General features: G+C 47.4%; 19 protein-coding genes. 4 read left to right on the top strand and 15 right to left on the bottom strand.

Going from position 1 to position 26023, the window contains the following annotated elements; all coding sequences use genetic code 11:
- Positions 1–4: 4 nt before the first annotated feature.
- Entirely contained in the window at positions 5–1558 is a 1554-nt protein-coding gene (locus D3795_RS00825; RefSeq protein WP_156265733.1) for an AAA family ATPase, read from the bottom strand.
- A 20-nt stretch (positions 1559–1578) separates the two neighbouring features.
- On the bottom strand, positions 1579–4215 hold the full coding sequence (topA, locus tag D3795_RS00820; RefSeq protein ID WP_156265732.1) for a type I DNA topoisomerase: 2637 nt from the start codon (positions 4213–4215) through the stop codon (positions 1579–1581).
- 247 nt (positions 4216–4462) lie between these two features.
- On the opposite strand from topA, the gene astB reads away from it, so the two are divergent.
- Positions 4463–5800, top strand: a complete 1338-nt coding sequence (astB, locus tag D3795_RS00815) for an N-succinylarginine dihydrolase (protein ID WP_156265731.1) — start codon at positions 4463–4465, stop codon at positions 5798–5800.
- Between the two features lie 58 nt (positions 5801–5858).
- On the opposite strand, the gene purF is transcribed toward astB, so the two are convergent.
- The 10 genes from purF to fabB all read right to left on the bottom strand — a co-directional run bounded on the left by purF (position 5859) and on the right by fabB (position 17201).
- The gene (gene purF, locus D3795_RS00810) at positions 5859–7373 is read right to left on the bottom strand and encodes an amidophosphoribosyltransferase (protein ID WP_156265730.1); all 1515 of its coding nucleotides are present in this window, start codon (positions 7371–7373) and stop codon (positions 5859–5861) included.
- A gap of 15 nt (positions 7374–7388) precedes the next feature.
- Complete coding sequence (locus tag D3795_RS00805; RefSeq protein WP_156265729.1) at positions 7389–7880, bottom strand: CvpA family protein; 492 nt, start codon at positions 7878–7880, stop codon at positions 7389–7391.
- A 72-nt stretch (positions 7881–7952) separates the two neighbouring features.
- Positions 7953–8492: an SPOR domain-containing protein gene (locus tag D3795_RS00800; RefSeq protein WP_156265728.1), complete on the bottom strand. Its 540-nt coding sequence runs from the start codon at positions 8490–8492 to the stop codon at positions 7953–7955.
- A gap of 3 nt (positions 8493–8495) precedes the next feature.
- Positions 8496–9779 (bottom strand): bifunctional tetrahydrofolate synthase/dihydrofolate synthase, encoded by a 1284-nt coding sequence (gene folC, locus D3795_RS00795; RefSeq protein WP_156265727.1) that lies wholly within the window; start codon positions 9777–9779, stop codon positions 8496–8498.
- A gap of 2 nt (positions 9780–9781) precedes the next feature.
- The gene (gene accD / locus D3795_RS00790; RefSeq protein ID WP_156265726.1) at positions 9782–10645 is read right to left on the bottom strand and encodes an acetyl-CoA carboxylase, carboxyltransferase subunit beta; all 864 of its coding nucleotides are present in this window, start codon (positions 10643–10645) and stop codon (positions 9782–9784) included.
- A 99-nt stretch (positions 10646–10744) separates the two neighbouring features.
- On the bottom strand, positions 10745–11542 hold the full coding sequence (truA, locus tag D3795_RS00785) for a tRNA pseudouridine(38-40) synthase TruA (protein WP_156265725.1): 798 nt from the start codon (positions 11540–11542) through the stop codon (positions 10745–10747).
- Positions 11542–13590: a FimV/HubP family polar landmark protein gene (locus tag D3795_RS00780; protein WP_156265724.1), complete on the bottom strand. Its 2049-nt coding sequence runs from the start codon at positions 13588–13590 to the stop codon at positions 11542–11544. The genes truA and D3795_RS00780 overlap by 1 nt, the downstream gene beginning before the upstream one ends.
- A 63-nt stretch (positions 13591–13653) precedes the next feature.
- Complete coding sequence (locus tag D3795_RS00775; protein ID WP_156265723.1) at positions 13654–14670, bottom strand: aspartate-semialdehyde dehydrogenase; 1017 nt, start codon at positions 14668–14670, stop codon at positions 13654–13656.
- Positions 14670–15881, bottom strand: a complete 1212-nt coding sequence (locus tag D3795_RS00770) for a 4-phosphoerythronate dehydrogenase (protein ID WP_156265722.1) — start codon at positions 15879–15881, stop codon at positions 14670–14672. The genes D3795_RS00775 and D3795_RS00770 overlap by 1 nt, the downstream gene beginning before the upstream one ends.
- A 108-nt stretch (positions 15882–15989) precedes the next feature.
- The gene (gene fabB, locus D3795_RS00765) at positions 15990–17201 is read right to left on the bottom strand and encodes a beta-ketoacyl-ACP synthase I (protein WP_156265721.1); all 1212 of its coding nucleotides are present in this window, start codon (positions 17199–17201) and stop codon (positions 15990–15992) included.
- Positions 17202–17333: 132 nt separating this feature from the next.
- On the opposite strand from fabB, the gene mnmC reads away from it, so the two are divergent.
- The gene (gene mnmC, locus D3795_RS00760; protein ID WP_173020965.1) at positions 17334–19220 is read left to right on the top strand and encodes a bifunctional tRNA (5-methylaminomethyl-2-thiouridine)(34)-methyltransferase MnmD/FAD-dependent 5-carboxymethylaminomethyl-2-thiouridine(34) oxidoreductase MnmC; all 1887 of its coding nucleotides are present in this window, start codon (positions 17334–17336) and stop codon (positions 19218–19220) included.
- Here mnmC and D3795_RS00755 read toward each other — a convergent pair.
- A complete protein-coding gene (locus D3795_RS00755) occupies positions 19177–19464 on the bottom strand; it encodes a YfcL family protein (RefSeq protein WP_156265719.1) in 288 nt (95 codons plus the stop codon). The two genes, mnmC and D3795_RS00755, sit on opposite strands and share 44 nt — an antisense overlap.
- A 129-nt stretch (positions 19465–19593) precedes the next feature.
- Between D3795_RS00755 and fldB the strand changes: the two genes are divergently transcribed.
- Positions 19594–20127, top strand: a complete 534-nt coding sequence (fldB, locus tag D3795_RS00750) for a flavodoxin FldB (protein WP_156265718.1) — start codon at positions 19594–19596, stop codon at positions 20125–20127.
- Here the strand turns inward: fldB and D3795_RS00745 are convergent.
- Positions 20102–20587 carry an HIT domain-containing protein gene (locus D3795_RS00745; protein WP_156265717.1) on the bottom strand — a complete coding sequence of 162 codons (486 nt, stop codon included), beginning with the start codon at positions 20585–20587 and terminating at the stop codon, positions 20102–20104. The genes fldB and D3795_RS00745 overlap by 26 nt on opposite strands.
- Positions 20588–20630: 43 nt before the next feature.
- On the opposite strand from D3795_RS00745, the gene D3795_RS00740 reads away from it, so the two are divergent.
- Positions 20631–23006, top strand: a complete 2376-nt coding sequence (locus tag D3795_RS00740; RefSeq protein ID WP_156265716.1) for a zinc-dependent metalloprotease — start codon at positions 20631–20633, stop codon at positions 23004–23006.
- A gap of 70 nt (positions 23007–23076) precedes the next feature.
- On the opposite strand, the gene D3795_RS00735 is transcribed toward D3795_RS00740, so the two are convergent.
- Positions 23077–26022, bottom strand: coding sequence for a TonB-dependent receptor plug domain-containing protein (locus tag D3795_RS00735; protein WP_173020964.1), 2946 nt, complete (start codon positions 26020–26022; stop codon positions 23077–23079).
- Position 26023: the final 1 nt, after the last annotated feature.

The following is a 26023-nucleotide window of genomic DNA, read 5'->3' as shown; positions in this document are numbered from 1 at the left end:
AGTATCACGACGAGAAAAAGCCAAGCGGCCAATTCAGCAGTTGCCCCTGTTCATTAAAGCTTGACTGTTTTACTACCGACGTATCCGAAATTGCCTCATGCTCAACGATATTAATGGATACAGAATCTGAATCTATTTCCTTTGCTCGAATGCAGCGACCTATTGCATCGATAAATGTTTTACTATGCGTCTCAATTAAGAACTTAATCCTTAAATTCTTATAATTGCTAGCAACATTAACTATTGTGGACGCTAAAATATCTTGCATCTCTGGATGTAAATGCAATTCAGGTTGCTCTATTACTATTATTTTATCGACATTAGTTTCATCACCAAAATATCTAAATCTCGGAGATGCCTTCGTGTTAGTACTCATCCACATCGATACAACAACTGGAAGTATTTGCGAAAATCCAAATCCCATATCGCTTAAATTATGAAACTTTTTATAGCCTTCTGGTTTTACGCTTATTGCATAATGATTACCAACTGGGTCAACACTTATTTCAAACCTTAAATGTTTTTTAATCCAGCCTTTGAAATCAGATAAATGTTTATTTTTTAGCGACAAAAGCAGCATTGCTAAATTCGAGCCTGTATGATCTAGTTCTTTTACTTGCAGGTCCTGAAATCTATAGTACCTTTCTGCAAAAGCTCGGACTGGAGCAACATAAGAAATATTCTTCATTTGCTCGTGAATTAGATGATTAACCATCATTATGAGGTGTGGAATATTTAATATTACCGAATCATTCCATATCTGCCTGAGCTGCTCATCATTTAGTTTTAGAGCACTTTCAAATATGCCATGCCGCTCAGCGAGATAATTTATATTAGATTTATACCCAAAAAATGATAAATCGGTAATATCTAATAGCTCCGAATAGAATTTATTTGAAGATTCTTCACTTTCGAATTTCAATTTATAACTATCAGAGTATTTTTTTAGAAGGTCTAATTTATATTTTGAATTATCATCAAAATAATAATTCTTAGATTTACTTTCACCCTCCAGAACTATTGCTAAATCTGGAAGTAAACCAAAATCAATTGCATTTTCAATTGTTGCAGATAAGGAAGTTACCTGAACACCGTTCAATTCAATAACCGCTTTGGAGCCAGAGGTGTTTCTTACATCTATTGATAAATCGTCACTAACTACACTAAAAGATTTCAATTTAGTAGATTTATTATCATCACAAAGAGTGAGCGCAATCTTTATTTCTCGATTAAAATCATCTTTATTTTTTTTCGAGTTAGATAAATACACGAATTGCCCTAGGAGTGTTTTCAAGCCTATTTCAAAAGTTATCTCTTTAGTATCTGCATTCGAGTTTATTGCTGTTGCGAAGCTACCAAAATCAACATATTTATTTCCAAACCATAGAATTGGTCCTCGAGTACTTACCTCTACAGATTGTCTTAACAAAGGCAACACACGGGCTAACGTACTTTTCCCGGAACTATTCTTCCCCACCAATATAGTCAATGGATTAAGTTTTATTTTTCCGGAGTCTTTAAAAGCACGTAAATTAGTCACTCTAAGATAGTCAAACACTTTGGTTCTCGCTTCTTTGTTTACTTGCGTTTATTCTTCTTTGCTTCGACGCGCCAAACACCACCAGAGTAAAACGCTTGCCAACCTGTCGCTTTACCATTCACTTCGGTAATCACGTACTGTTCTTTGTTCTTGCGGCTGTAACGTACAATGGCTTCGTTGCCATCGTCGTCTTTTTCAGGCGCTTCCGCTAAGTAATGGAACTTACTTGGAATGCGATCTTTAAAGCGCTTCAGCTCACTCACTTTCACCGCACGGGTTTCACGTGAACGCGGGAAGGTATTCGCTGACAAAAACACACCCGACGCACCGTCACGCAATACGAAGTACGCGTTCGAGTCTTCACACGGCAGTTCAGGGAACGGCACGGGATCTTCTTTTGGTGGCGCTGGTTGGCCGTTTTTCAGTAACTTACGGGTGTTCTTACACTCGCTGTTGGTACAATCAAAATACTTACCAAAACGGCCGGTTTTCAACTGCATATCACTGCCACAACGGTCACATTCAAGCACTGGCCCATCGTAACCTTTAATGCGGAATTCGCCCTGCTCAACCACATAGCCATCACACGCTGGGTTATTACCACACACGTGCAGTTTGCGTTCTTGGTCAATTAAATAACTGTCCATTGCCGTACCACATTTCGGGCAACGTTTTTTCGCGCGCAGCGCCATGGTTTCCGCTTCGTCGTCATCGTCTTTGACGCTTACGGCTTCTTCACCTGGCAACAGGTTCATGGTTTGCGTGCAACGCTCTTTTGGCGGTAGTTCGTAGCCAGAACAACCCAAGAACACGCCGGTTGATGCGGTACGAATACCCATCGGACGACCGCACTTCGGACATTTAATGTCGGTCAGCACCATTTGATTCGGGCGCATACCGCCCTCTTCTGGGGTCATTTCGGCTTGCTGTAATTTCGCACTGAAATCGTCGTAGAACTGATCTAATGTCGATTTCCAATTGCGGTTCCCTTCGGCAATCTCATCTAGCGCTTGTTCCATTTCAGCGGTGAAACTGTAGTTCAATAAACGCGGGAAGTTGTCAACCAAACGGTCATTGACTATCTCACCCATTTTCTCCGCGTAGAACCGGCGGTTTTCTACCCGCACATAGCCACGATCTTGAATGGTTGAAATAATTGACGCATAGGTTGATGGGCGGCCGATACCGCGCTTTTCAAGCTCTTTGACTAACGAAGCTTCGCTAAAGCGCGCCGGCGGCTTGGTAAAGTGTTGCTGCGGGTCAAGCTGTTGCAGAGCCAATTCTTCACCTTTTTTCACATCAGGTAAGGTTGCATCTTCATTATTCTTCGAGCCCGCTGGCGGCTGCACTTTGGTCCAGCCAGGGAAGCGCAACACTCGCCCACGGGCACGCAGCTCATAATCACCGGCTTGCACGGAAATGGTGGTTGCATCGTATTGAGCTGGCGTCATTTGACACGCCACAAATTGGCGCCAAATGAGTTCATACAAACGCTGTGCATCGCGTTCCATATCACGCAAACTTTCTGACTTCACGCCGACGCTTGAAGGACGAATGGCCTCGTGCGCTTCTTGTGCATTTTGCTTAGAGCCATAAACGTTCGGTTTCGCTGGCAAATAATCGCTGCCGAAGTTCTTGCCAATGTAGTCTCGACAAGTAGCCACAGCCTCTTGGCTCAAGTTGGTTGAGTCGGTACGCATGTAGGTAATATGACCCGCTTCGTACAAACGCTGCGCTAACATCATGGTCTTTTTCACCCCGAAACCTAACCGCGTACTAGCGGCCTGTTGCAGGGTTGATGTAATGAACGGCGCCGAGGGACGGCTGCTAGTCGGTTTATCTTCGCGGTCTATGACTTTGTATTGGGCACCCTTCAATGCAGCCACAGCGGCGTCGGCAGCGGCCTTATCGTTCGCTTTAAAGGTCTTGCCGAGGTGCTTTTGCACCTGCATACGCAATGCATCACTATTTTGCGTCGATAAATCGGCGTAAATATCCCAATATTCTTCTGGTACAAAGGCTTTGATTTCGCGTTCGCGCTCAACTACTAAGCGCACCGCGACGGATTGTACGCGCCCAGCTGACAACCCACGCGCAATTTTCTTCCACAATAACGGTGACACCATGAAGCCAACAACACGATCGAGGAATCGACGCGTTTGCTGTGCATTCACACGGTCAATATTCAAAGCAGCCGGATGAGAGAAAGCTTCTTGAATGGCTTTTTTGGTGATTTCGTTAAACACCACGCGCTGGAACCGGCTGTCATCGCCGCCAATCAGTTCGCGTAAGTGCCAAGCAATGGCTTCCCCTTCGCGGTCCAAATCCGTTGCGAGGTAAATAGCATCAGCTTTCGCTGCCAGCTTTTTCAGTTCTGCCACAACCTTTTCTTTGCCGGGCAACACTTCGTAGTGAGCTTCCCAGCCGTGCTGCGGATCAATGCCCATTCGGGCCACTAATTTTCGGAACTCACGCTCTTGCCGATAAGCTTCTTTTTGCTCCGGCGTCATTTTTCGAACTTCGGCCGGCGGCTTGGTTTTGACGGTCGCGGTTGATTTTGTCGGTAAGTCGCGAACGTGACCCACGCTCGACTTCACCACAAAATCATTCCCTAAATATTTATTAATTGTCTTCGCTTTTGCTGGCGACTCGACAATAACTAACGCTTTTGCCATGCGACTCTCTTTTATCCGTAAGCTTGTGGGATTCTTTTTTTAGATATATCTGTTCTGCGGCTGATGCACAACCACCCTGAACAAAAATCATAAAAATACGTTTTTGCTTTATATCTATGCACCAATTGACTTACACGCGCATCAGACCAATAAAATCAAGGTGTTCAGCCCTTACGCCAAGACCAACTTGCGGGTATAATAGCCAACAATTCAACGCTTGCAACTGCAATGGAGGTTTTGTTTGAGCATGCACCACTATGAAGTTAATTTCGATGGCCTTGTTGGCCCAACCCACAATTATGCCGGGCTGTCGTTCGGAAACGTTGCTTCATTAAGCAATGCTAAATCTACCTCTAGCCCAAAATCTGCGGCTAAGCAAGGTCTTGCGAAAATGAAGGCGCTGCACGATATGGGCATGGTTCAAGGTGTTTTAGCACCACAAGAACGCCCTGACATTGCAACCTTACGCCGCTTAGGCTTTAGCGGATCAGATGCCGAAGTATTAAGCAAAGCCGCGCAACAAGCGCCAGAGATTTTCCAAGCTGTCTGTTCAGCGTCAAGTATGTGGACAGCCAATGCCGCGACGGTATCGCCTGGTGCGGATACCGCTGATGGCAAAGTGCATTTTACACCAGCTAACTTAACCAATAAGTTTCATCGCTCGCTGGAACCGACCACCAGTGGTCGTATTTTACAGGCGATGTTTAATAACAACCGTTACTTTGCACACCATACTCACTTGCCGGATAACGAGCACTTTGGTGATGAAGGTGCAGCAAACCATACCCGTTTGTGCAGCGACTATGGTCATGCGGGTGTTGAGATTTTCACCTTTGGTCGCTACGCCTTTGATAGCAGCAAACCGGCACCAAGCAAATTTCCTGCGCGTCAAACTTATGAAGCGTCACAAGCTATTGCGCGGTTACACGGGCTGAGCGACGAAAACACCGTGTACATTCAGCAGAACCCAGCTGTGATTGATCAAGGTGTTTTTCACAACGACGTGATTGCCGTGGGCAACCAAAATGTGATGTTCTACCACGAGCAAGCGTTTTTAGACACCGAAGCAAAGTTCGCCGAAATTCAGCGCAAATTTGGCGACGAACCGGTTCACTTCGTTGAAGTTAAAACCTCAGAAGTGTCGGTTGAAGATGCAGTACAAACGTACTTATTCAACACCCAACTGCTGACCATACAAGACGGCACGATGGCTATCATTGCGCCAACTGAGTGTCAGGAAAATCCTCGTGTTGCAGCGTACTTAGCTGACTTGGTGACCCGTAATACGCCAATTCGCCAAGTTCACTACTTTGATGTGAAACAAAGTATGCGCAACGGTGGTGGTCCTGCGTGTTTGCGCTTACGTGTTGCACTGAATGACACTGAGTTAGCAGCAGTAAACCCTGCGGTAATCATGAACGACGAGTTGTTCGCACGATTGAATCAATGGGTTGATAAACACTATCGCGACGAGTTAAGTGTGGCCGATTTACGTGACCCACAACTATTAATGGAATCGCGTACGGCACTTGATGAGTTAACGCAAATTCTGAAACTCGGTTCGGTGTACCCGTTCCAACTTTAATTTCGATGCAAATAAAAAACGGACGCTAAGGCGTCCGTTTTTTTATTACTGTTTCAGTTTACTCGTCTTCGTTATGAAGCTCTAAATTTGCATCTTCGCTTTGATCACTGCCATGGCGGGCAACGTCGTTACGAGCGGCATCGAGACGGTCGAGGTAGCTTTGATTAATATCGCCAGTGATGTATTCACCGTTGAACACGGATGTTTCAAAACGGGTGATATCTTTATTCTCTTGCTGCACGGCAGCAATTAAATCATCGAGCTCTTGATAAATCAGGCCATCAGCTTTAATTAAATCATTAATTTCTGACGCCTCGCGACCATGTCCAATCAATTCGTTGGCACTTGGCATATCGATACCGTACACGTTCGGGAAACGAATTTCTGGTGCTGCTGACGCGAAATATACTTTCTTCGCGCCCGCTTCACGTGCCATCTCAATAATCTGCTCTGAAGTTGTGCCACGCACAATGGAGTCATCCACCAACAACACATTTTTACCGCGGAATTCGGCGCTGATCGCATTGAGTTTACGGCGTACCGACTTACGGCGCTGAGTTTGCCCTGGCATGATAAACGTACGCCCAATATACCGGTTTTTCACAAAACCTTGGCGATACGGCAAATCTAAAATGTTCGCCATTTCCAATGCGATATCACAGCTCGTTTCTGGAATTGGAATCACCACATCGATATCTAAATCGGCATAGTCGCGTTTAATTTTCTCACCTAGCTTGCGACCCATATTGACTCGCGAAGCATACACCGACACTTTGTCGATAAATGAATCAGGACGAGCAAAGTAAACATACTCAAAAATACATGGGCAATGCTGCGGGTTGTCTGCGCACTGACGCGAGAACAATTCGCCGTCTTCGGTAATATAAATGGCTTCGCCCGGCTCAACATCTCGCACATATTTGAAACCCGTACCATCAACAGCAACGCTCTCAGAGGCAACAATATATTCGTTACCATTTGCAGTTTCGCGCATACCCAATACCAATGGACGAATACCCCACGGGTCACGAAACGCGACAATACCGTGCCCGATAATCATGGCAACCACAGCATAAGCACCACGAATTTGGCGATGCACTCGCGCAACGGTTGCGAACACATCTTCTGGGGTTAAGCGCAAGTTATCTTGTTGATAGAGTTCGTGTGCGAATACGTTGAGCAGAATTTCAGAGTCGGAAGTGGTATTGATATGACGGCGAGCTTTCGCGAACAATTGTTCTTGCAGTTCATGAGCGTTGGTTAGATTGCCGTTATGAGCCATCGCGATACCGAATGGCGAGTTCACGTAAAATGGTTGGGCTTCAGCAGAACTCGAACTGCCAGCAGTGGGATAACGAACGTGGCCAATACCAATTCGCCCTTGCAGACGATGCATGTGCCGCGTGTGAAAGACATCGCGTACCAAACCATTGGCTTTACGTAAACGCAGTGTGCCGTTATCTACGGTCATGATACCGGCGGCATCTTGGCCACGATGCTGGAGCATCGTTAAACCGTCATACAACGCTTGATTGACTGGGTCTTTACCTACAATTCCAACAATGCCACACATGCAACAACAACCTCATTAAACATTTTGGGGTAAGAAACTTGATGTATTTTCCAAGTATTCAAAAAACCACTGAATGACCACACCGAAATGCGGAATTAACTCTGAAGCTTGCCACCATGGTTCATCGGATAACCCGGTGAACGAGTCCATGAAAAATAGCAAAGCGGCGACAATAAGTACGCCACGTAACGCTCCAAACAGGCCGCCCAATAGCCGATCGGTACCAGTTAAACCAGTGCTTTCAACAAGACGACCAATTAAATAATTCACTACGGAGCCAACAATCAATGTGGCGACAAATAATGCCGCCACAGCCGCTGCATTACGAAGCATGCTATCTTCAATGCCGGTAAACAGTGTCGCGAGGTCTAAATAGAAAAATTTTGCGATAAAAAAGGCAGCCACCCAAATGGCTAATGACAGAGCTTCTTTTACGAAGCCTCGGGTTAAGCTGATTAACGTCGAAAGACCTATTACCACCAAAATCGCGATATCAATCCAGACCATTGTTAGCATTCCCTAGCGGATTCAAATTTCGCGCAAATTGTATCAGAAAGGCTGACATTTTGCGCAAAATTATTACGGCTCGTAGCGAAAAACCCGACCATTGAGATCGGTTAATTCTTTTAGTTTGGGTAGATCGGCTTCCAGCTCTTCTTTTACCAAGCCGGGCCCAACTAGGAGTTTATTACGCGGGCCATCGGCTGTCTGTACAACTTCTCGATAGGCTGGATAACCGGCGGCGCGGAGTTCTTTTACTAAGCGATCAACCGACGCTTGGTTGCGAAATACACCCAATTGAATAATCCAGCCTGGTTGCTGTAACTCAGCGTTACTCGGTGCGTCTGGCGTTTTCTTCTGAGCAGTTTTGATGGCGGGCGCATCATCGGCGTCAATTTCGAGGGTCTCAACTTGATCAAGCGAGTCAGGTAGTTTTTCTTGCTGCGGAACCGATTTCGCTGGTACCTCAGCAACTTCCACCTCTGGCTGCAATGGAATTGCTTCAAATGATTCTTGTTTTTGCTGCGGTTTACCGTCGAACAATTCTGGTAAAATGATTACCGCAAGGGCAATAAGAATAACGCTTCCGACAATTCGATTTTGCAACTGCGAGGCCATGAACTACTCCGTGGTTGGAATTTTCCCTACAGTGTAAAACGAGCCGCAAACCAATACCAGCGGTTGTGACGATTGCATGGTTAAGGCATCGCGCTGTGCTGCCTCATAAGCAGCCATAACACTACCAAAACACGTGGCGCTGGTTGCGCCATTCGGCGCATGCTCTAATAACTGCGCTGCAGTGGCGCCTCGAGGTTCCGATAAACTCGCAAAATACCAACGGGATACGGCCGGCTGCAAAGCGGCGAGTGTTCCGGCAATATCTTTATCATGGAGCATGCCAACCACCGCATAAACTTCACGTTGTGGGTAGCGATTAAGTAACGCTTGCACCAAATAATTCGCTGCATGTGGATTATGTGCAACATCGAGCAACGTATCGACCGCATTTTTACCATCACCGGCTACAAACTGGAGACGTCCCGGTTCGCGGGCTTTGCTCAAGCCCTCACGAATCGCTTTGTCAGACACAGGCAACTTGCTTGCCGCTAGTGCGGCAATAGTTGTTGCTGCATTCGGTAGCGGTAATTGTGGCAACGGTAACTCTTGTAGGAAATTATTGTCGTCGCGGAATTGCCAGGTGGCAGCACCGGTCGTGCGATAGTGAAAATCTTTACCAACGCGCCTTAAATCTACTTTTTGTTCGAGCGCCGCAGTCGCTACTGCTTCAGGGAAATCAGGCTCCCCCACAATCGCCGGACGTTGCGGTCGAAAAATACCGGCTTTCTCGCGAGCTATACCGGTGCGGTCATCACCGAGGAAACCAATGTGATCAATACCGACACTGGTTAACAGCGCGACATCAGCATCGATAATATTCACGGCGTCTAAGCGTCCACCGAGACCAACCTCAAGAATCCAAGCATCCAACTCACGCTGCTTCATTAACCATAATGCCGCTAACGTGCCGAACTCAAAATAAGTGAGTGAAATATCTCCACGCGCTTCTTCGATAGCTACAAATGCTGCAACATGTTCTTGCTCGACAAGTTGCTCGGCATTAATACGCACGCGTTCCGCGTAGTGATGCAAGTGCGGCGAGATATAAACGCCCGTGCTGTAGCCGGCACATCGCAGAATGGTCTCAAGATAACGCACAGTCGAGCCTTTGCCGTTTGTCCCCGCAACAGTAAATACTTGCGCAGAGGTTGTGGTGAGGTCGAGTCGTTCTGCAACCGCCTTGACGCGTTCAAGCCCCATATCAATGGCACTTGGATGCAATTGCTCTAAATAACTCAGCCAGGCATTAAGCCCGGCTGAAGAGGAAGGTTTGACTGGGGTCGTCATGCTTAATATTCGTCAGCGACTGCCGGCAGGTGCTGAAATTTTGCCAGCAATGCGGCAATTCGATTACGCATCTGGCGACGATCAACAATCATGTCTACCGCACCATGATCAACCAAAAACTCGGCGCGTTGGAAGCCTTCAGGAAGAGTTTCACGTACGGTCTGCTCAATCACTCGCGGACCAGCAAAACCAATCAACGCTTTCGGTTCAGCGATATTGATATCGCCCAACATAGCCAAACTTGCTGATACACCGCCCATAGTTGGGTCGGTTAGCACTGAAATAAACGGGAGGCCTTCTTCGCTCATGCGTGCCAGTGCCGCCGACGTCTTTGCCATTTGCATCAATGACAACAACGCTTCTTGCATACGTGCGCCGCCTGAAGCTGAAAAACAAATCAGTGGAATACGCTCGCGTAAACAGACTTCTGCCGCTTTCACAAAACGTGCACCAACAACCGATGCCATCGAACCGCCCATGAAATCAAATTCAAAAGCAACGGCAACAACAGGCATACCCTTTAAACGACCTTTCTGTGCTACTAGAGCGTCTTTCTCGCCGGTCGCTTTTTGAGCCGCAGCAATACGGTCTTTATATTTTTTTGAATCACGGAATTTAAGCACGTCTTTGGGCTCGAGTTCTGCACCGATTTCTTCACCCTTGCCGTCATCTAAAAAGTTCGCTAAACGCACTCGCGCAGACACGCGCATGTGATGGTCACACTTTGGACAGACGTTCAAGCTGCGTTCTAAATCAGCACTATAGAGAATAGCATCGCAACTCGTACACTTCGCCCACACCCCTTCAGGAATGTTGCGGCGTTTGTTGCTTTTCGGTTTTGCAAGAATTCGCTCTATCCAGCTCATAATATTCCGTTGTTAACTTGTTCAGTCATGTGGCGTAATTGCCAGTAAATACGCTCTATTAAAGCATATTCTATGAAATCAGTTTAGCAAAAAGTGGTCTTAACAGTCAGGTAGCCAAAGTGGACCGGGTGGTAATTGTGGTAGATCAAACTCTTGCGGATAGTCCACTTGTACCAAATATAACCCTTCGGCTTTCGCGGTGGCTGCCGCTAGTGTTCTATCTCGTCCCGCCAATAAAGTTGCTAGCCACGACTCTGACTGCTCGCCTTTACCAACCTCAAGCAAACTACCAACAATGTTACGAACCATATGATGTAAAAACGCATTGGCCGCAATATCAACCACAATGAAATCACCAAAACGACGCACGTCAATTCTCGTGACACAGCGATTCGGCGAATGTGATTGGCATTGAGCAGCGCGAAACGCACTAAAATCATGTTCGCCGATAAGGTGTTGTGCCGCCTCATGCATACGTTCCGCATCAAGCGGTTGATGGTAATGGCTTAAACCACGTCCGAGAATGCCTGGGCGCATTTTTTGATTCGCAATAATATAACGGTAACGCCGACCGGTCGCACTGAAACGAGCATTAAACGTATCCGGTACTTCGCGCGCCCAACGTACTGCAACTGAATCAGGCAGGTTGCTATTCACTCCCATAGTCCAAGCGGGCATCGCCCGCTCAAACTGACAATCAAAGTGTACAACCTGCCCTGTTGCGTGAACGCCTGCATCGGTGCGCCCTGCGCAGGTAACTTCCACCGGATGGTTCGCGACTTTACTCAGAGCACGCTCTAAAACTTCTTGAACACAGACAACTTCGCGTTGTCGCTGCCACCCAAAATACTGACTTCCGTCGTATTCAATACCAAGCGCAATGCGCGTACTACTCATTAATGACCCTGTTCTTCAATTTTCTGTAATAACATTGCCGCTTCGCGTTTCGCGTCTTCATCGTCAGTCTGCGCTACTTTTTCAAGTTCATTGCGCGCCAACTCATACTCGTCCATTTCTAAATAAGCACGAGCAAGATCAATCATACCTGACGGCGTTTCTTCGTTGTCGTCTACTTGGCCAGACTCACGTTCAAACCGTGGGCTATCAAAATCAGAGTCTGCCGATTCTGCTTCTTCAAGCAACGCATCGATTTCTAAAAACGCCGCATCATCAGAATCATCTTCAGCTTCTGGTTTAGTGGCCTCTTCAGTGGTCAAAGCTTCAAGATCGATATCATCAAGATCAACATCTTCAAATTGCTCAAGTTCAACTTCGAGATCGGTTACTGGCGCTTCATCTACGGCTGGCACCTCGGGGTCTTCGTTTGCAGAGCCCGCATCATCGATATGAAAATCTAAACTCATTTCATCATCGTCAGTACTGACCGGTTCCTCTGATTTAGTCTCAGCTTTCGGCGTCACTGGTTCCGCCGGCTCTGAATCGAACTCTAACGATAAATCTTCATCGACCGACTCAAGTTCCTGGGTTGGCTCTACTTCTGGCTCGTATTCCGGCTCAATTTCAACTTCCGCAGCCGCTGACTCTTCTTCAGTTGTCGATGCACTCTCGGCTTCGTCATCGTCAAAACTAGATGCCAACAAGGTATCCAGATCGGCTTCATCATCAACGGTTTCGTCAATCGCTTCAAATTCATCTTCGGTGCCATCGAGCGCACTTAATTCATCGTCAAGACTATTCTCTACTTCAGCCTCTTCAGTGACAACCTCGTCTTCTTCGTTATCTAAGCGCTCAAATTCTGGCATATCGGCTGCCTCTTCAGCGTAGGCCGCTTGCTCAGCTTCCTCATATGCACTCAGTTTATCGCCGGCTGCGCTTTGTTCTTGCTGCTGCTCTTGCTCTGCCGCTTGCATAGCGCCATTGTATGGCCCGAGAGTTTCACGGTTAAGGCGACGTACATACAACACATACCAAATGATTGCCGCTAATAATAGAGGAATAAGAATAGCTAAAGTCAGCTGGAAAGGTTGCATCAACCAATCTAAGAATTCTTCGTACTCAGATTGTTGCTTACGTTTAACGGGTTTCGATTCAGCCGCTTTAGGTTTTATTACCTCAGGCTCAGCTACCTTGGTCTCAGCAGGCTGAGTTTCTGTAGGCTGTTGTGCTGCTGATGTTGGTGCCGCTGCTGGTTCCGCTGTTGTCGTAGCGGTTTCAGTTTCAACTTCGTTAGTTTTGCTAGTTGGTTCGGAAGCCGAAGCAGTTTGTGGAGTGACTTCAACTTCGCCTGTTTCAACCTTGGTCGCGACAATTTCCGCCGCAATCTGCTCCTGCAGTTCATTTTCCGCGATCTGTTCAGCGTCAACTTTTAAGCGCAGTTGTTCTAATTCCGCATTCACTGAATCAAGACGCTGCTGTAGCGCATTGTTTTCAGTATTTAAGCGTTCAATCAAAGAAATTGATTCCGCAAGCTGTGTCCGTAATTGCGTCAATTCAGCCACACCAAACTCTACGCTCTCACCCGCAACTTCAACATCTGCGTTGACAGTTTCTACGGTCGCTTTTGACTCTGCTTGAGGCTCTTCACTCGCTGTAACTTTTGGTGACTCAGTTGTCGCTACTACCGCCTTACTTTCGGAGCTTCCTGCGCGAGCGCGCTGCGCCACTTCCGGAACTTTCAAATAATAGCCATCCATCATTCGATCTGCACGACCGTTAATGAAGGCCTCAGGGTTTAACTCAATGAACAAATCCATCATTTCGTAGACAGATAGATCGGTCTGATCGCCGTAATACATGGCAATTGACCACAACGTATCGGACGCAACAATTGGACCAAACCGATCAGGCTGCCATCGCGACGTGGCCTGACCTTGCAGCATCGCCGCTGCACTTGTATTCACAAAGCTCGCGTCAGCAGTAACCACTGCCGACGAGCCGAGTGCCAGTGCTATACCGGCCGCCAGTGCCAAGCTATTCCGTTTCATTGAGCTGGTTCCCTCTTTTGTAATCGTTGTAATTATCGGTACCGCATTGAAAGATAGATAGTTTTACATATAGTCGCGAATTAAGTGTTCTGCAATCTGAATACTGTTTGTCGCGGCGCCTTTGCGCACATTATCCGCTACAACCCACAGGTTTAATCCTTGTGGGTGAGAGATATCATTGCGCACGCGTCCTACAAAAACTTCATCGTGTCCGGCAGCGTTACCTATTTGTGTCGGAAAATCATCGTTATTGTCAAACAAAACAACCCCCGGTGCGTTACGCAGCAATTCCTTCGCCTGTACCGCATCAATTGGTTGTAAAGTTTCAATATGTATCGCCTCTGCATGACCAAAAAATACTGGTACACGCACAGCCGTTGCATTCACCCGAATGCTTTCATCGCCAAAGATTTTTTGTGTTTCCCACACCATTTTCATTTCTTCTTTGGTGTAGTCGTTATCTAAAAACACATCAATCTGTGGAATACAATTGAAGGCGATTTGACGGCTAAACCTCTCGACTTCAACTGGTCGTCCATTCAAGAGCGCGGCTGTCTGCTGCGCCAATTCATCCATCGCTTCTTTGCCTGCACCTGAGGTCGACTGATAAGTCGCGACATTGATGCGATCGATACCAACCGCGTCATGAATCGGCTTCAATGCCACTAACATTTGAATGGTTGAGCAATTCGGATTGGCAATAATATTGCGATTACGGAAATCGACTAATGCATGCGCGTTCACTTCTGGCACAACTAACGGGATATCCGGCTCGTAACGAAACTCTGAGGTGTTATCGATAACTACACACCCAGCATCAGCCGCCTTTGGCGCGTAAATACGAGAAATGTTGCCTCCGGCAGAGAAGAATCCAAGTTCTACTTGGCTCCAGTCAAAGGTATCAGCATCTTCAACTGTGATTTCTTCGCCACGAAATTTAACTGTTGAGCCTGCGGAGCGGCTGCTCGCTAATGGAAACAATTGCGCGACAGGAAAGTCCCGTGCTTCAAGAATTTCAATCATATGCTGGCCAACCAAACCGGTTGCACCAAGTACAGCTACGTTAAATGCTCGTGACATTACTGCTCCTGCTTTTGTATGTGTGAAAATGTGAGTTGTTGCAGACGATTCTGCCACTCACTTTGCGCTAGCCAACGACCACCAACGACCATTCCTTGCGATAACTCTGCACGCGCCGAATAAGTGCGCCGAAGCGCATCAAATGCTGCTGGCTCTGGTGTTGCCTGACGCAATAATTTGTCGTCGATGCGTATATCATAAATGTCGCGCACCCAAGATGCTAGCATTTGCCATGTTGGTTGCTCATTTGCCTGCCAACAGTAATCCCGAATAGCTTCTGGCCACGGCTGCATGAGATGCTTCAACGACGGCAGAACGGACGTTAGTTGCGGTTGCTTTAAAAAGCCAGCCAGTTCATGAAATAAGCGCAACGTTCCCCCCACTTTACCAGCAACACTATGGCCTGCAATATGCGCAGTGGCATAACGAAGCCAAGGCAGTAATTCAACGGCGATTTGCGGTTCGTTTTCCCACACATCAAGCACAACCTGAAGACGCTGCTTACGGTGCTTCGCAGAGCGTAAAGCCTGCTCAGCCACAACAGCACCACGACTTGCGTTTATCAAAATGCAATCATCAACGAGTGCAGCAATGCTTCGGTCAGAAAATAAATGATAGGTTGGGTAATCGCCATCTTTCGTTAACGGCACATGGCAGCTAATCACCTGACTCTTCAGCACACGTTGCCAATCGTTGTGAATATCGTCATACCCTTGAGACGTTGCATGCTGCAATAATGGTGGATCGTAAAAATGTACCTTCAAACCGAGTCCGCGCAAACGTTGTCCCGCAGCGCGACCAGTATGACCGGCACCGATAATTGCTACCTCGCCGTTGGGCAAAGCCCCCTGCTCTAAGGCAATATTGCTAACCGCGCTGGCGACATAATCGCCGACAGCGTTAGCGTTCACACCAGGCGTCGAAACAAAGGTAACGTCTGCGTCGCGGCATGCCACAGCATCAACATGTTCGGTACCAATCGTCGCCGTACCTATCCACTTTATTCGCGGTGCACGTTGCAATAACTCAGCATCAACCTTGGTAATTGAGCGAATCATTAATAAATCAGCACTGGCAAGTTGTTCAGGAGTAGGTTGGCGGCCTTCAAAGGTGCTCAACGTAAATGAGATGCCCTGCTCATGGAGCGCATCAGAAAACGCTTTAGCAAGTTGGGCAACCAGCGGCATCGAAGCATCAGCCAAAAGGTGCATCAAAATACCTTGTCAGATAACGATGGATGAATTGTTAAAGAGCATACAACAAAAAGGTGCGCATTTGCGCACCTTTTTACCACCGTATGCCTGATGAAGATGTTAATTTTATTGATATTTACGCAAAACTAACGTTGCGTTAGTTCCACCGAAGCCAAAACTATTCGACATCACTGTGGTTAACTCAGCTTTTTGTGGCTCGCGAACAATGTTCATGCCTTCAGCGGCTGGGTCTATCGATTCGATGTTAATTGATGGTGCTACAAAACCATGTTGCAACATTAACAATGAGTAAATGGCTTCATGTACACCAGCTGCACCAAGAGCATGACCGGTCATTGCTTTCGTCGCACTAATATACGGCGATTTTTCACCAAAAACTTCGCGAATCGCTTCAAGCTCTTTGGTATCACCAACTGGCGTTGAAGTACCGTGAGTATTGAGGTAGTCAATTGGCGTGTCGACAGTATCCATTGCCATCTTCATACAACGCACGGCACCTTCACCTGATGGTGCAACCATGTCGTAGCCATCTGACGTTGCGCCGTAGCCAACAATTTCAGCATAGATATGCGCGCCGCGAGCTAATGCAGTTTCTAGCTCTTCAATCACTAAAATACCGCCGCCGCCTGCTGGCACAAAACCATCGCGGTCAGCATCATAAGTGCGTGATGCTTTGGTCGGCGTGTCGTTGTATTTAGTTGATAGTGCACCCATGGCATCGAATTCCATACCAAGCGTCCAATGCAGCTCTTCGCCACCACCGGCAAATACACGATCTTGTTTACCGAATTGAATCAGTTCAAGCGCATGGCCGATACAGTGCGCTGATGTTGCACAAGCTGAACTTATTGAGTAGTTCACACCTTTAATGTGAAATGGTGTTGCCAAACATGCCGAAGTTGTTGAGGCCATGCAACGCGGTACCATGTATGGCCCAACGCGCTTCACACCTTTTTCACGCATGATATCGGCTGCCGCAACTTGATGTTCGCCAGACGCGCCGCCTGACCCCACCACCAAACCTGTGCGCGGATTAGAAACCTGCTCGTCGGTCAAACCGGCGTCTTCAATCGCTTGTGCCATCGCCATATAGGCGTAGGCTGCCGAATCGCCCATAAAGCGGAGTGCTTTACGGTCAATATGGTCAGCAGGGTTGGCACGAACCGGCCCCCACACCTGACACCGTAACCCCATGTCGGCAAATTCTTGAGAAAACTCGATGCCCGAGCGTCCTTGTTGTAACGACTCCAACACCTCTTGTTTGTTCACGCCGATACTGGACACAATGCCCATACCGGTAATCACTGCTCTTCTCATTCTGTTATCCTGTCTTGCTGAGCGCTGCTGTATGGTAGCTCACTTCTTGAAAAAAGTGGTCTGCTTTCCGCCTTTTTACCTAAATATTGTTACACTATGACGCATGTTTCTTTGACTGCTATAGGCAATTTTGTGAGTCATCAATTCAACAAACGTTCAACTAGTGAGCAACCTGCTACTGCTACGGTTACCTTTAACAATTTAGGCGTTCCTGTTTCCACTGAATTTGATGATATTTATTTTAACAATGAAAACGGACTCGCCGAAAGCCGTTACGTATTCCTTCAGCATAACGATCTCCCAACACGCTGGCAAACGTCTTTGCACAGTACCTTCCGCATTGCCGAAACCGGATTTGGTACTGGTTTGAATTTTTTAGCCTGCTGGCAACTGTTCCGACAAACAGCTCCTGCTCATCAGCGGTTACATTATGTATCGTTTGAAAAATATCCTCTCCAAAAAGCTGATCTCGAACGGGCGCTCGGTGCGTTTCCGGAGCTTGCGGAGTTGGCTCATGCCCTGTTAGACGCCTACCCAGCCGCACAAACTGGATGCCACCGAATGCAATTCGACAATAATCGTGTGGTTGTCGATTTGTGGTTTGGCGATATTCATGAGCAATTACCAAACTGGCTCCCGAACGCAAAAAACACAATTGATGCGTGGTTCCTCGACGGCTTCGCACCCGATAAAAACCCACAAATGTGGCAACCTAATGTATACCAAGCGATGGCACATAGCTGCCGTAATTCAGGTACCTTTGCCACATTTACGGCGGCCGGAGCCGTTCGCCGCGACTTAACCGAAGCAGGGTTTGAGGTCACAAAGTCGAAAGGTTTTGGTCGTAAACGTGAAATGCTGCGCGGTACGATTCAAAAAAAAGCAAACGCTGCCTCACCCCCAAGCGAGACGGTCACAGTTATAGGTGGAGGCATTGCCGCCGCTTGTCTTGCTTGGTCGCTTACACAACGCGGCCACCCCGTTCAATTAATTACCAGCGGTATAGCTGACGGCGCATCTGGCAACGCTCAAGGGGCTGTATATCCGTTATTGCACGCCGAGCTTAGCCCGCTAAGTCAGTTTTATGTGAGTGCGTTTGATCACGCGCGGCAGTTTTATCAAAGCAATTGCCCCGATTTATGGCATGCCACAGGGGTCATTCACCTTGCCTTTAATGCCATTCGTGAACAGCGCCAGCACAAAATCGCTGACAGCGGGTGTTATGCACCTGAGTTGGTCACTTCATTAACGGCGACACAAACACAAACCATGTGGGAGCCGCTACCTGCACTTCCCGCACTGTTTTATCCAAATTCGGGCTGGTTGCCGCCACAACGCTTGGTAGAACAAATTCTGCGCAACTGCGGCGAACGCCTGACCATTATGGAAGTGTCGCCTATCACTGAGATTAGTAAAACTTCGAATAGCAATTGGCAGGTAGAAACCTCTGCAAGTGAGCGTTTCGAAGCCAGCACGTTAATTGTGGCTGCTGGAGCCAATACATCTCAATTACTCGCCCAGTGGCGAATAGAAACCCAAAATGTACGCGGTCAGGTAACGCAAGTGGCTGCAAATGATGTTAGCGCGACGTGTCCAATGGTGGTCTGCTATAAAGGCTACTTCACGCCAGCAATAAATAACAACGGCGAATTAACCCATTGTGTCGGCGCTACTTACAACCGTGAATTTAAGTCGGAGAGTTATCAAGACATTGAAGCTGCTGACACCGAAGAAAATCTGCTGACGCTGCAAGATAATCTTGCGCAGCCTTGGACGCACGAGTTACGTGCGGTCAACAACCGTGCGTCATTGCGTAATACAACCCGCGACCATTTACCCGCATGCGGTTGGTTAACAGATAATTTAGGGGTATTAAGTGGGCTTGGTTCGCGCGGATTTACCAGTGCTCCGCTGTGCGCGGAGCTGTTAGTTAGCCAGTGGCTAGGAGAGCCACAACCACTGGCTGAGCCGTTAATTAAGCGACTTGCGCCGCAACGGCTTCAAGCCGATTCAGCATAGCTTGTATGTGTGCCATATCAGCTGGGGCTAACTCGTGTTTTGCCTGCTCAACAGACGCATGTACGCTTGGTAGCACCGCATCCGCACTAGCGTGATCATTGAGCTCAAGCTGGGCCACAACCAAATCAAAATGACCGCGCAAGTAGCCGCTAGCAAATAACTCATCATCAGAGCCCGTCGCAACGACCTCATCAAATACTTGCTCGAGTGATTGGACGTAGTCGTTAAATGCTGCCGATGCCATAAAATATCCCCTATTACACTAGATTGGCTCAATGAATTCGATGCGCAAGCATACCATAACGGCGGTAATTTCTGATACACTAGGCACCTCTTTTATTCCTCGAACTCATCAATGATTAGGCGACAAGACATGGCTTTACGCATTGGTTTATTTTACGGCTCAACCACGTGTTTTACTGAAATTGCAGCAGAGAAAATTCAAGCTCAGTTTGCGCCGGGTGAGATCGAGTTATTCAACATTAAAGATGTGCCGCTCAGTGATTCCGAACAGTTCGATGTGATTATTTTTGGTCTTTCAACGTGGGATTTCGGCGAAATTCAAGAAGATTGGGAAAGCCATTGGAGTGATATTGCTGATTTACAGTTAAATGGCAAAATAGTTGCTTTGTTCGGTATGGGTGACCAAGTCGGTTATACCGATTGGTTCCAAGACGCCCTAGGTATGTTGCATGATGAATTAGCCGCTAATCCTGGCACCCAAGGCTGCATTCGCATTGGTTTTTGGCCAAATCAAGGGTATGACTTTGCCGCTTCAAAAGCATTGACTGCGGACGGCGAGTTCTTTGTTGGTTTAGCGCTCGACGAAGATAGTCAATATGAATACAGCGAAGAGCGTATACAACAATGGTGTGCGCAACTCAAAGAAGAGCTTGCCAGCGTTTAACTTCTGTAGCTTTCGTAGCGTCGTCAAAGCGCTTAGCTGCTGAATGCCCCCACACGGGCCCAGGCCACGCAGGGTCTTGTGAATGCCGCATCACCAAATGTACGTGTAACTGACTTACAACATTGCCGAGCGCACCGACATTCAGCTTTTCCCCTGAACCAAACTCTTTTAATAGCAACGAAACTTGCTGTACTTCTAACGCCAATTGCCGCTGTTGCGCCTCGGATAAATCTGTAAACTCAATGCTGTTATCGACTCTAGGTATCAGCATTAGCCAGTCATAACGCTGATCATCAAACCGTCGTACATCACACAACGGCCAACTTGCTAGTAAAAAGCTATCGCCTTCTAGGCGCAAATCTAACTTAAATTTATCACCGTCAACCGCGTTCAATGCATTCGCTACGTTACTTTGCACAGCGAGTTTGTTATAACGGTTTTTTGAGGTTGTGTTTTGCATCCAATAATCCATAAATCAGTTATTAAAACGGTGAGCCAAAATCATGCTACGCATTGTTTTATTTACGTTTTTACTTTTAACCGCAAGTTTTTCAACAGCAACATTTGCGGATTCAAACTCGAAACCAACACTTTCGGCAGTGACTCAGTTTACCGCTGAGATGCGTGCACATGAAGGCTTTTTCACCTTTTATCACGATCAGCCACAAGGCAAAATTTACTTGCTGGTGCCTAAACAAAACCAACAATTCATTTTTCAAACCAGCTTGCCATGGGGGCTTGGTTCAAACGATATCGGCCTAGATCGCGGCCAACTTGGCACAACCAGACTCGCTAGCTTCTATATTGAAGGCGACAAAGTTTTGTTAATGCAGCACAACACTCAGTTCCGCGCAAATAGCGACAATCAAGCCGAGCGCCAAAGTATCAACGAAGCGTTTGCTGATTCTGTCATTGCCGGCTTTAACGTCGTCGCTCAAGATGCCAACCATGTGTTAATTGACTACACACCATTCTTACTGAGCGATACTCATGGCGTAGTGCAACGTTTGCGAGATACCAAGCAAGGTAGCTATAAACTCAGCTCCGATAAGTCAGTGATTTATCCAGCACGTAGCAAAGCATTTGCCGACAACACCGAGCTTGAAGCAAAAATCACGTTCAGTGGGGAAGGCACGGGGCAATATGTGCGCAGTGTTGCCGCTGATCCTAATCATGTCACCATGCACTTACATCACTCATTTATTCGTTTGCCGGACTCTCAATACCAGCCGCGTCAATTTCATCCGCAAAGCGGCTATTGGTCTGAGGCGCATAAAGATTATGCGGCACCGTTAGGATCACCGACCACGGTTCAATACATTCCGCGACATCGCGTCAGTAAAGACGAGCCAATTATCTATTATCTCGACCCTGGTGTTCCTGAACCAGTTCGCAGTGCTTTACTAGAAGGTGGCCGTTGGTGGGCAGAAGCATTTGCAGCTATCGACTTACCGAATGGCTTTCAAGTACGTGAATTACCTGCCGACGCTGATCCAATGGACGTTCGTTACAACGTCATTCAATGGGTGCATCGCGCAACCCGTGGTTGGTCCTATGGCTCTTCCATCATTGACCCGCGTACGGGTGAAATTATCAAAGGACATGTCACCCTCGGTTCGTTGCGCGTGCGCCAAGATATGCTGATTGCGCAAGGTCTGTTAGCACCTTTCGCCACAAATAACATCGAGCAACAAGAGCAAATCAAAGAAAAAATTGAAGCGATGGCGCTGGCGCGAATACGTCAATTATCAGCCCACGAAATTGGTCATACGCTTGGTATTGCGCATAACTTCGCCGCAAGTGCCGATGATCGCGCCTCGGTGATGGATTATCCGCATCCTCTCATAAGTATTGATACCAAAACTGGTGGTTTAACGCTTGCTGATGCATACACTGAAGGCGTTGGCGTTTGGGATATGCAAGTTATTGCCTACGGTTACGGAAATGCTGATCTAGCCACTGTTCTGGAACAAAACCGCCGTCTCGGTTTAGGCTTTATTTCTGACCGAGACGCTCGTGCGGCTGGTGGTGCCCACCCAGATGCTCATTTATGGGATAACGGCAGTGATGCGGTGACAGAGCTTGAGCGCGTAATTGCTGTACGCGAAACAGCGTTGAAGCAGTTCGGTTTGGGTAATATTGCCGATGGACGCCCAATCAGCGAATTACAAAACCTGCTCGTACCAATGTATCTATTGCATCGCTACCAAGCCGAAGCCGCCGTCAAAATGATTGCAGGATTACACTATGATTACGCCGTAAAAGGTGAAGGTGATATTGATATTCGCCCTGTAAACGCCTCGCAACAGTTGCGCGCAATGCAGGTATTAAGCAAAACGCTAAGTGCTGAAACGCTTGCACTGCCAGAGCATATTATTGGTTTGTTAGCGCCAGCTTCGTATGGCGAAGGTTATGATCGTGAGCGCTTTAATGGCTTAACTGGTCTCGTTTCAGATCCTGACACCATGGCAGCCAGTTCAGCACGATTCGTGTTAAACCTGATGCTGAATACGCAGCGCCTTGAACGACTGCAGCAACAGCACAGTCGTGACAACGCCATTCCTGATATCGCTAAATTGCTCAAGCATATTGCTGAAGCGGCTATTACTCCGGCCCACGATGCCGATGCGTCAACACTCGAGCAACGTTTAGCGTATGAAGCTCTGGACGCAGTGGTGAAAGTGTACAGTGACGAAAAAGTCAGTGCTTCAGTAAAAGCACCGCTCTTTAGCTTTTTGCAAAGTCAACTTAGTAGCTGGAAAAATACACCTAGCTCCTCGCACCGAGATTATGCGATGTATGCCCTGGAACAGTTCTTTGCGGGTAAACCATGGCCGCTTAAGTCGGCACCGGAATTACCACCCGGCTCACCTATTTAACACCGGATAAATGAGCAAAAAAAACGCCAGCATGATGCTGGCGTTTTTCATGAACGAATAGTTAGGTTGCTTAGAACGAGTAACCAACATTCAAGAACAACTGGCGACCCAGTTGATCGTACTGCGAGTACAACATGGCATTACCAACGGTGTAAGCAGCTGATGGGCTACCCATCGGCGGCTTCTTATCAAACACGTTTGTCATACCTAAAGTAACGTCAACGTTGTTGTCGAAACTCTTGTTTACCGACGCTGTGTGATAAACCGTGGTCGGTGCTTCGGCAATGAAGGTTACCGGCGTGCCACGATAAGTTGTCTCATTACCGTTAGCGAAACGATCATAATCGTTCACTTTACCAACGTAACGAGCGGCCCAGGTGTAAGACCAGCTATCACGCTCGAGTGATACGGTTAATGAACCTGAGTGGCGTGGGTTACCTAAACGACCAACGTATTGAATTGGCGCACTGTCTTCAAATTGACGATAAGTACGTTCAATTTGAATGGTGTGGTCAAGACGTACACGTACGAAGCCGACATCGGTTTCATCTTGATAGCTGACAACCGTATCAACACCACGAACTTTCTGGCTAGCAACGTTCACGTAGCCACCATAAACTTCGTCAACACCCCAGTTGCCTGATTCAGAACCATCGTTACGCGTGAAACGATCGCAGAACGGTTCGTTCTCAAAGTTTTCAGAAGTGTAGCAGAGGTTCAAAATTTGCACGCCTGACAAGTCATCAACTTGGTTATCAATTTGAACATTGTAGTAGTCAACCGAGGTTGCCCATACGCCTTCTGGGCTTGTCCAAACAAAACCAACGCCTTCAGATACTGACGTTTCAGCACGTAAGGTACCAGCGCCACCGCCAGTGTATGCCGTACCTGAACCGAAGTCCTGAGCATAATCACCTGGAATGCCATCTGCCTGACAGTTTGCCAATACCGTTGGGTTAATGGTGCCCTCTTGCTCACGTTGTGCCCAGTTCCAACACGGGTCATTACGCTGATCAAAGAATGCTGATTGGTCACCAAGGTACAGTTCAAACAAGGCTGGCGAGCGGAATGACGTACCGCGCGACGCACGTACACGGAAGCTATCCGTGATAGCCCAGTTTACGCCTAATTTGAAAGTCGTATCGTTACCGTAGGTGTTCACGTCAGTCCAGCGCGCAGAACCCGTTACATCCAAGCTATATACGCCTGGTAAATCACGAAGCACTGGCACTTGAACTTCACCGTAAGCAGCTACTGTAGTCTGGCGACCTGCAGTAATACCGGCACTGCTCATACCCCATGAGTTTTTCGCTAACGTAGCTTCTCCCGGAGTATCGACAATTTCGTCAGTTTGGTAAGCCATACCAACGGCTGTTGCAACGGTACCAGCTGGTAAGTCGAACAAGTCACCGGTAATATAAGCATCAACTGTGTCTTGCTTATAAATTGTTTTACCGTGGTCTACGCCGAACAAGAAATCACGCGTACCTTGATCGAAGTTACCGCGTAAATATTCTGGATCGAAGAAGTCGATTGCGTAGCATTCGCGTTGCGAGATTGGTGAAAGTTCACCTTCACAGGCATCACCCCAAATAGCGTTTGCAGCCATTTCTAACGCATCTTGATAGATGATTTTAGTGGCATAAGTACCACTGCTTAAGCTGCGCTGCCAAGAGACATCCCAGTTCCAAAAACCAATTGAGCCTTCAAGACCCATCACGCCGCGCGTGTAATCAATAGTCGTTGTGCTTCCGGAGTGGTCAGTTACCGCAGTTGGGTCAAGTACAACCATGCCATCCCAGCCTTCAACTAAACCGTACCAAGCTGGAATGAACGGTTCCCAGAATTGGCGATAGCTGTTGATTTGAGTTTCACGACGGCTGTATAAGAGCTCTGAGTAAAAACGAACCGTATCAGAAAGGTCATAGTCGGCTTGACCATATAGTGACCACGCTTCCGTACGCGGAATCATGCTTTCTAGGTCTTGGAATGGGTGATCGGCGTCTGACCAGCCGTCACTTACTTTATCATAACCAACAGGAAACCAACCTTCAGGAACGGTAATATCACCAGGATTCTGTGGATTATAAGTCGGTAAACCAGCTTCGGCTTTTGAACCATCATAATCGTAGTTTTGAATCAGTGAAATATAATCTTCAGCACCGTAATTCCACATCCACATGCCGTAAGGTAAATCGTTGCAGTGGTAATCACCTGTACGCGGATCAATTGGGTCAGCACGCTCACCAGTTTCTTGATCGAAATACATACGCTGACCACAAGCAAAGTGATCGCGATCGCCGCGGGCTAGTTCTTGCTGCACACGGTAATCAGCAACTAAACGCACAGAACCTTTACTGTATGCACGACCGATAGTACCGTTCAAGCGATAGTTTTCACCGCCTGATTCCATTGGTTGATTTACGCTAACGTTGAAAGATGAATCATCACCTTTCTTGGTGATAATGTTGATAACACCAGCAACGGCGTCAGAACCGTACAAAGATGATGCGCCATCTTTTAGAATTTCAACACGTTCAACCGCAGAAATTGGAATTGAGTTCATGTCAAATGCGGCAACCTGACCACGAGTACCTGCAGGTCCTGCACGGCGACCATTCAACAATACCAAAGTACGGTTGGCACCAAGGCCACGCATTGAAATCGATTCGTTACCAGCACCACCTTCAGTTACACTGCCTACCGACATCGCTGAAGTTAACTGGTTTGAGCCAGATGCAACTGTTGATGTACGCAACAATTCACCCAACGTGCCTAACCCTTGCTCGACTGCAATTTCTGTTGAAATTACTTCAAGTGGCGAGTCATTATCTAAGCCATCAGAACGAATACGCGAACCAACAACGGTAATGCGCTCTGCGCGCTCTTCCGTTTCGACATTTTCTTCCGCATCAGTTACGTCTTGTGCCATCGCGCCGGCTGAAAGCAGCGTTGAGGCAGCGCCAAAAACAAGCGCAAGACGTACCGATTTGGCGATACGACTATTTTTCATCATC

This window comes from Pseudidiomarina andamanensis, from assembly GCF_009734345.1.
Lineage (GTDB): Bacteria > Pseudomonadota > Gammaproteobacteria > Enterobacterales > Alteromonadaceae > Pseudidiomarina > Pseudidiomarina andamanensis.
The sequence above is the reverse complement of the archived record's forward strand: the minus strand, read 5'-3'. Positions and strand labels throughout refer to the sequence as shown.

Excerpts from the sequence above, each read along its gene's own strand:
- topA (WP_156265732.1), bottom strand. The coding sequence starts at position 4,215 with ATGGCAAAAGCGTTAGTTATTGTCGAGTCGCCAGCAAAAGCGAAGACA.
- astB (WP_156265731.1), top strand. The coding sequence starts at position 4,463 with ATGCACCACTATGAAGTTAATTTCGATGGCCTTGTTGGCCCAACCCAC.
- purF (WP_156265730.1), bottom strand. The coding sequence starts at position 7,373 with ATGTGTGGCATTGTTGGAATTGTAGGTAAAGACCCAGTCAATCAAGCG.
- D3795_RS00805 (WP_156265729.1), bottom strand. The coding sequence starts at position 7,880 with ATGGTCTGGATTGATATCGCGATTTTGGTGGTAATAGGTCTTTCGACG.
- D3795_RS00800 (WP_156265728.1), bottom strand. The coding sequence starts at position 8,492 with ATGGCCTCGCAGTTGCAAAATCGAATTGTCGGAAGCGTTATTCTTATT.
- folC (WP_156265727.1), bottom strand. The coding sequence starts at position 9,779 with ATGACGACCCCAGTCAAACCTTCCTCTTCAGCCGGGCTTAATGCCTGG.
- accD (WP_156265726.1), bottom strand. The coding sequence starts at position 10,645 with ATGAGCTGGATAGAGCGAATTCTTGCAAAACCGAAAAGCAACAAACGC.
- truA (WP_156265725.1), bottom strand. The coding sequence starts at position 11,542 with ATGAGTAGTACGCGCATTGCGCTTGGTATTGAATACGACGGAAGTCAG.
- D3795_RS00780 (WP_156265724.1), bottom strand. The coding sequence starts at position 13,590 with ATGAAACGGAATAGCTTGGCACTGGCGGCCGGTATAGCACTGGCACTC.
- D3795_RS00775 (WP_156265723.1), bottom strand. The coding sequence starts at position 14,670 with ATGTCACGAGCATTTAACGTAGCTGTACTTGGTGCAACCGGTTTGGTT.
- D3795_RS00770 (WP_156265722.1), bottom strand. The coding sequence starts at position 15,881 with ATGCACCTTTTGGCTGATGCTTCGATGCCGCTGGTTGCCCAACTTGCT.
- fabB (WP_156265721.1), bottom strand. The coding sequence starts at position 17,201 with ATGAGAAGAGCAGTGATTACCGGTATGGGCATTGTGTCCAGTATCGGC.
- D3795_RS00755 (WP_156265719.1), bottom strand. The coding sequence starts at position 19,464 with ATGGCATCGGCAGCATTTAACGACTACGTCCAATCACTCGAGCAAGTA.
- fldB (WP_156265718.1), top strand. The coding sequence starts at position 19,594 with ATGGCTTTACGCATTGGTTTATTTTACGGCTCAACCACGTGTTTTACT.
- D3795_RS00745 (WP_156265717.1), bottom strand. The coding sequence starts at position 20,587 with ATGCAAAACACAACCTCAAAAAACCGTTATAACAAACTCGCTGTGCAA.
- D3795_RS00740 (WP_156265716.1), top strand. The coding sequence starts at position 20,631 with ATGCTACGCATTGTTTTATTTACGTTTTTACTTTTAACCGCAAGTTTT.
- D3795_RS00735 (WP_173020964.1), bottom strand. The coding sequence starts at position 26,022 with ATGATGAAAAATAGTCGTATCGCCAAATCGGTACGTCTTGCGCTTGTT.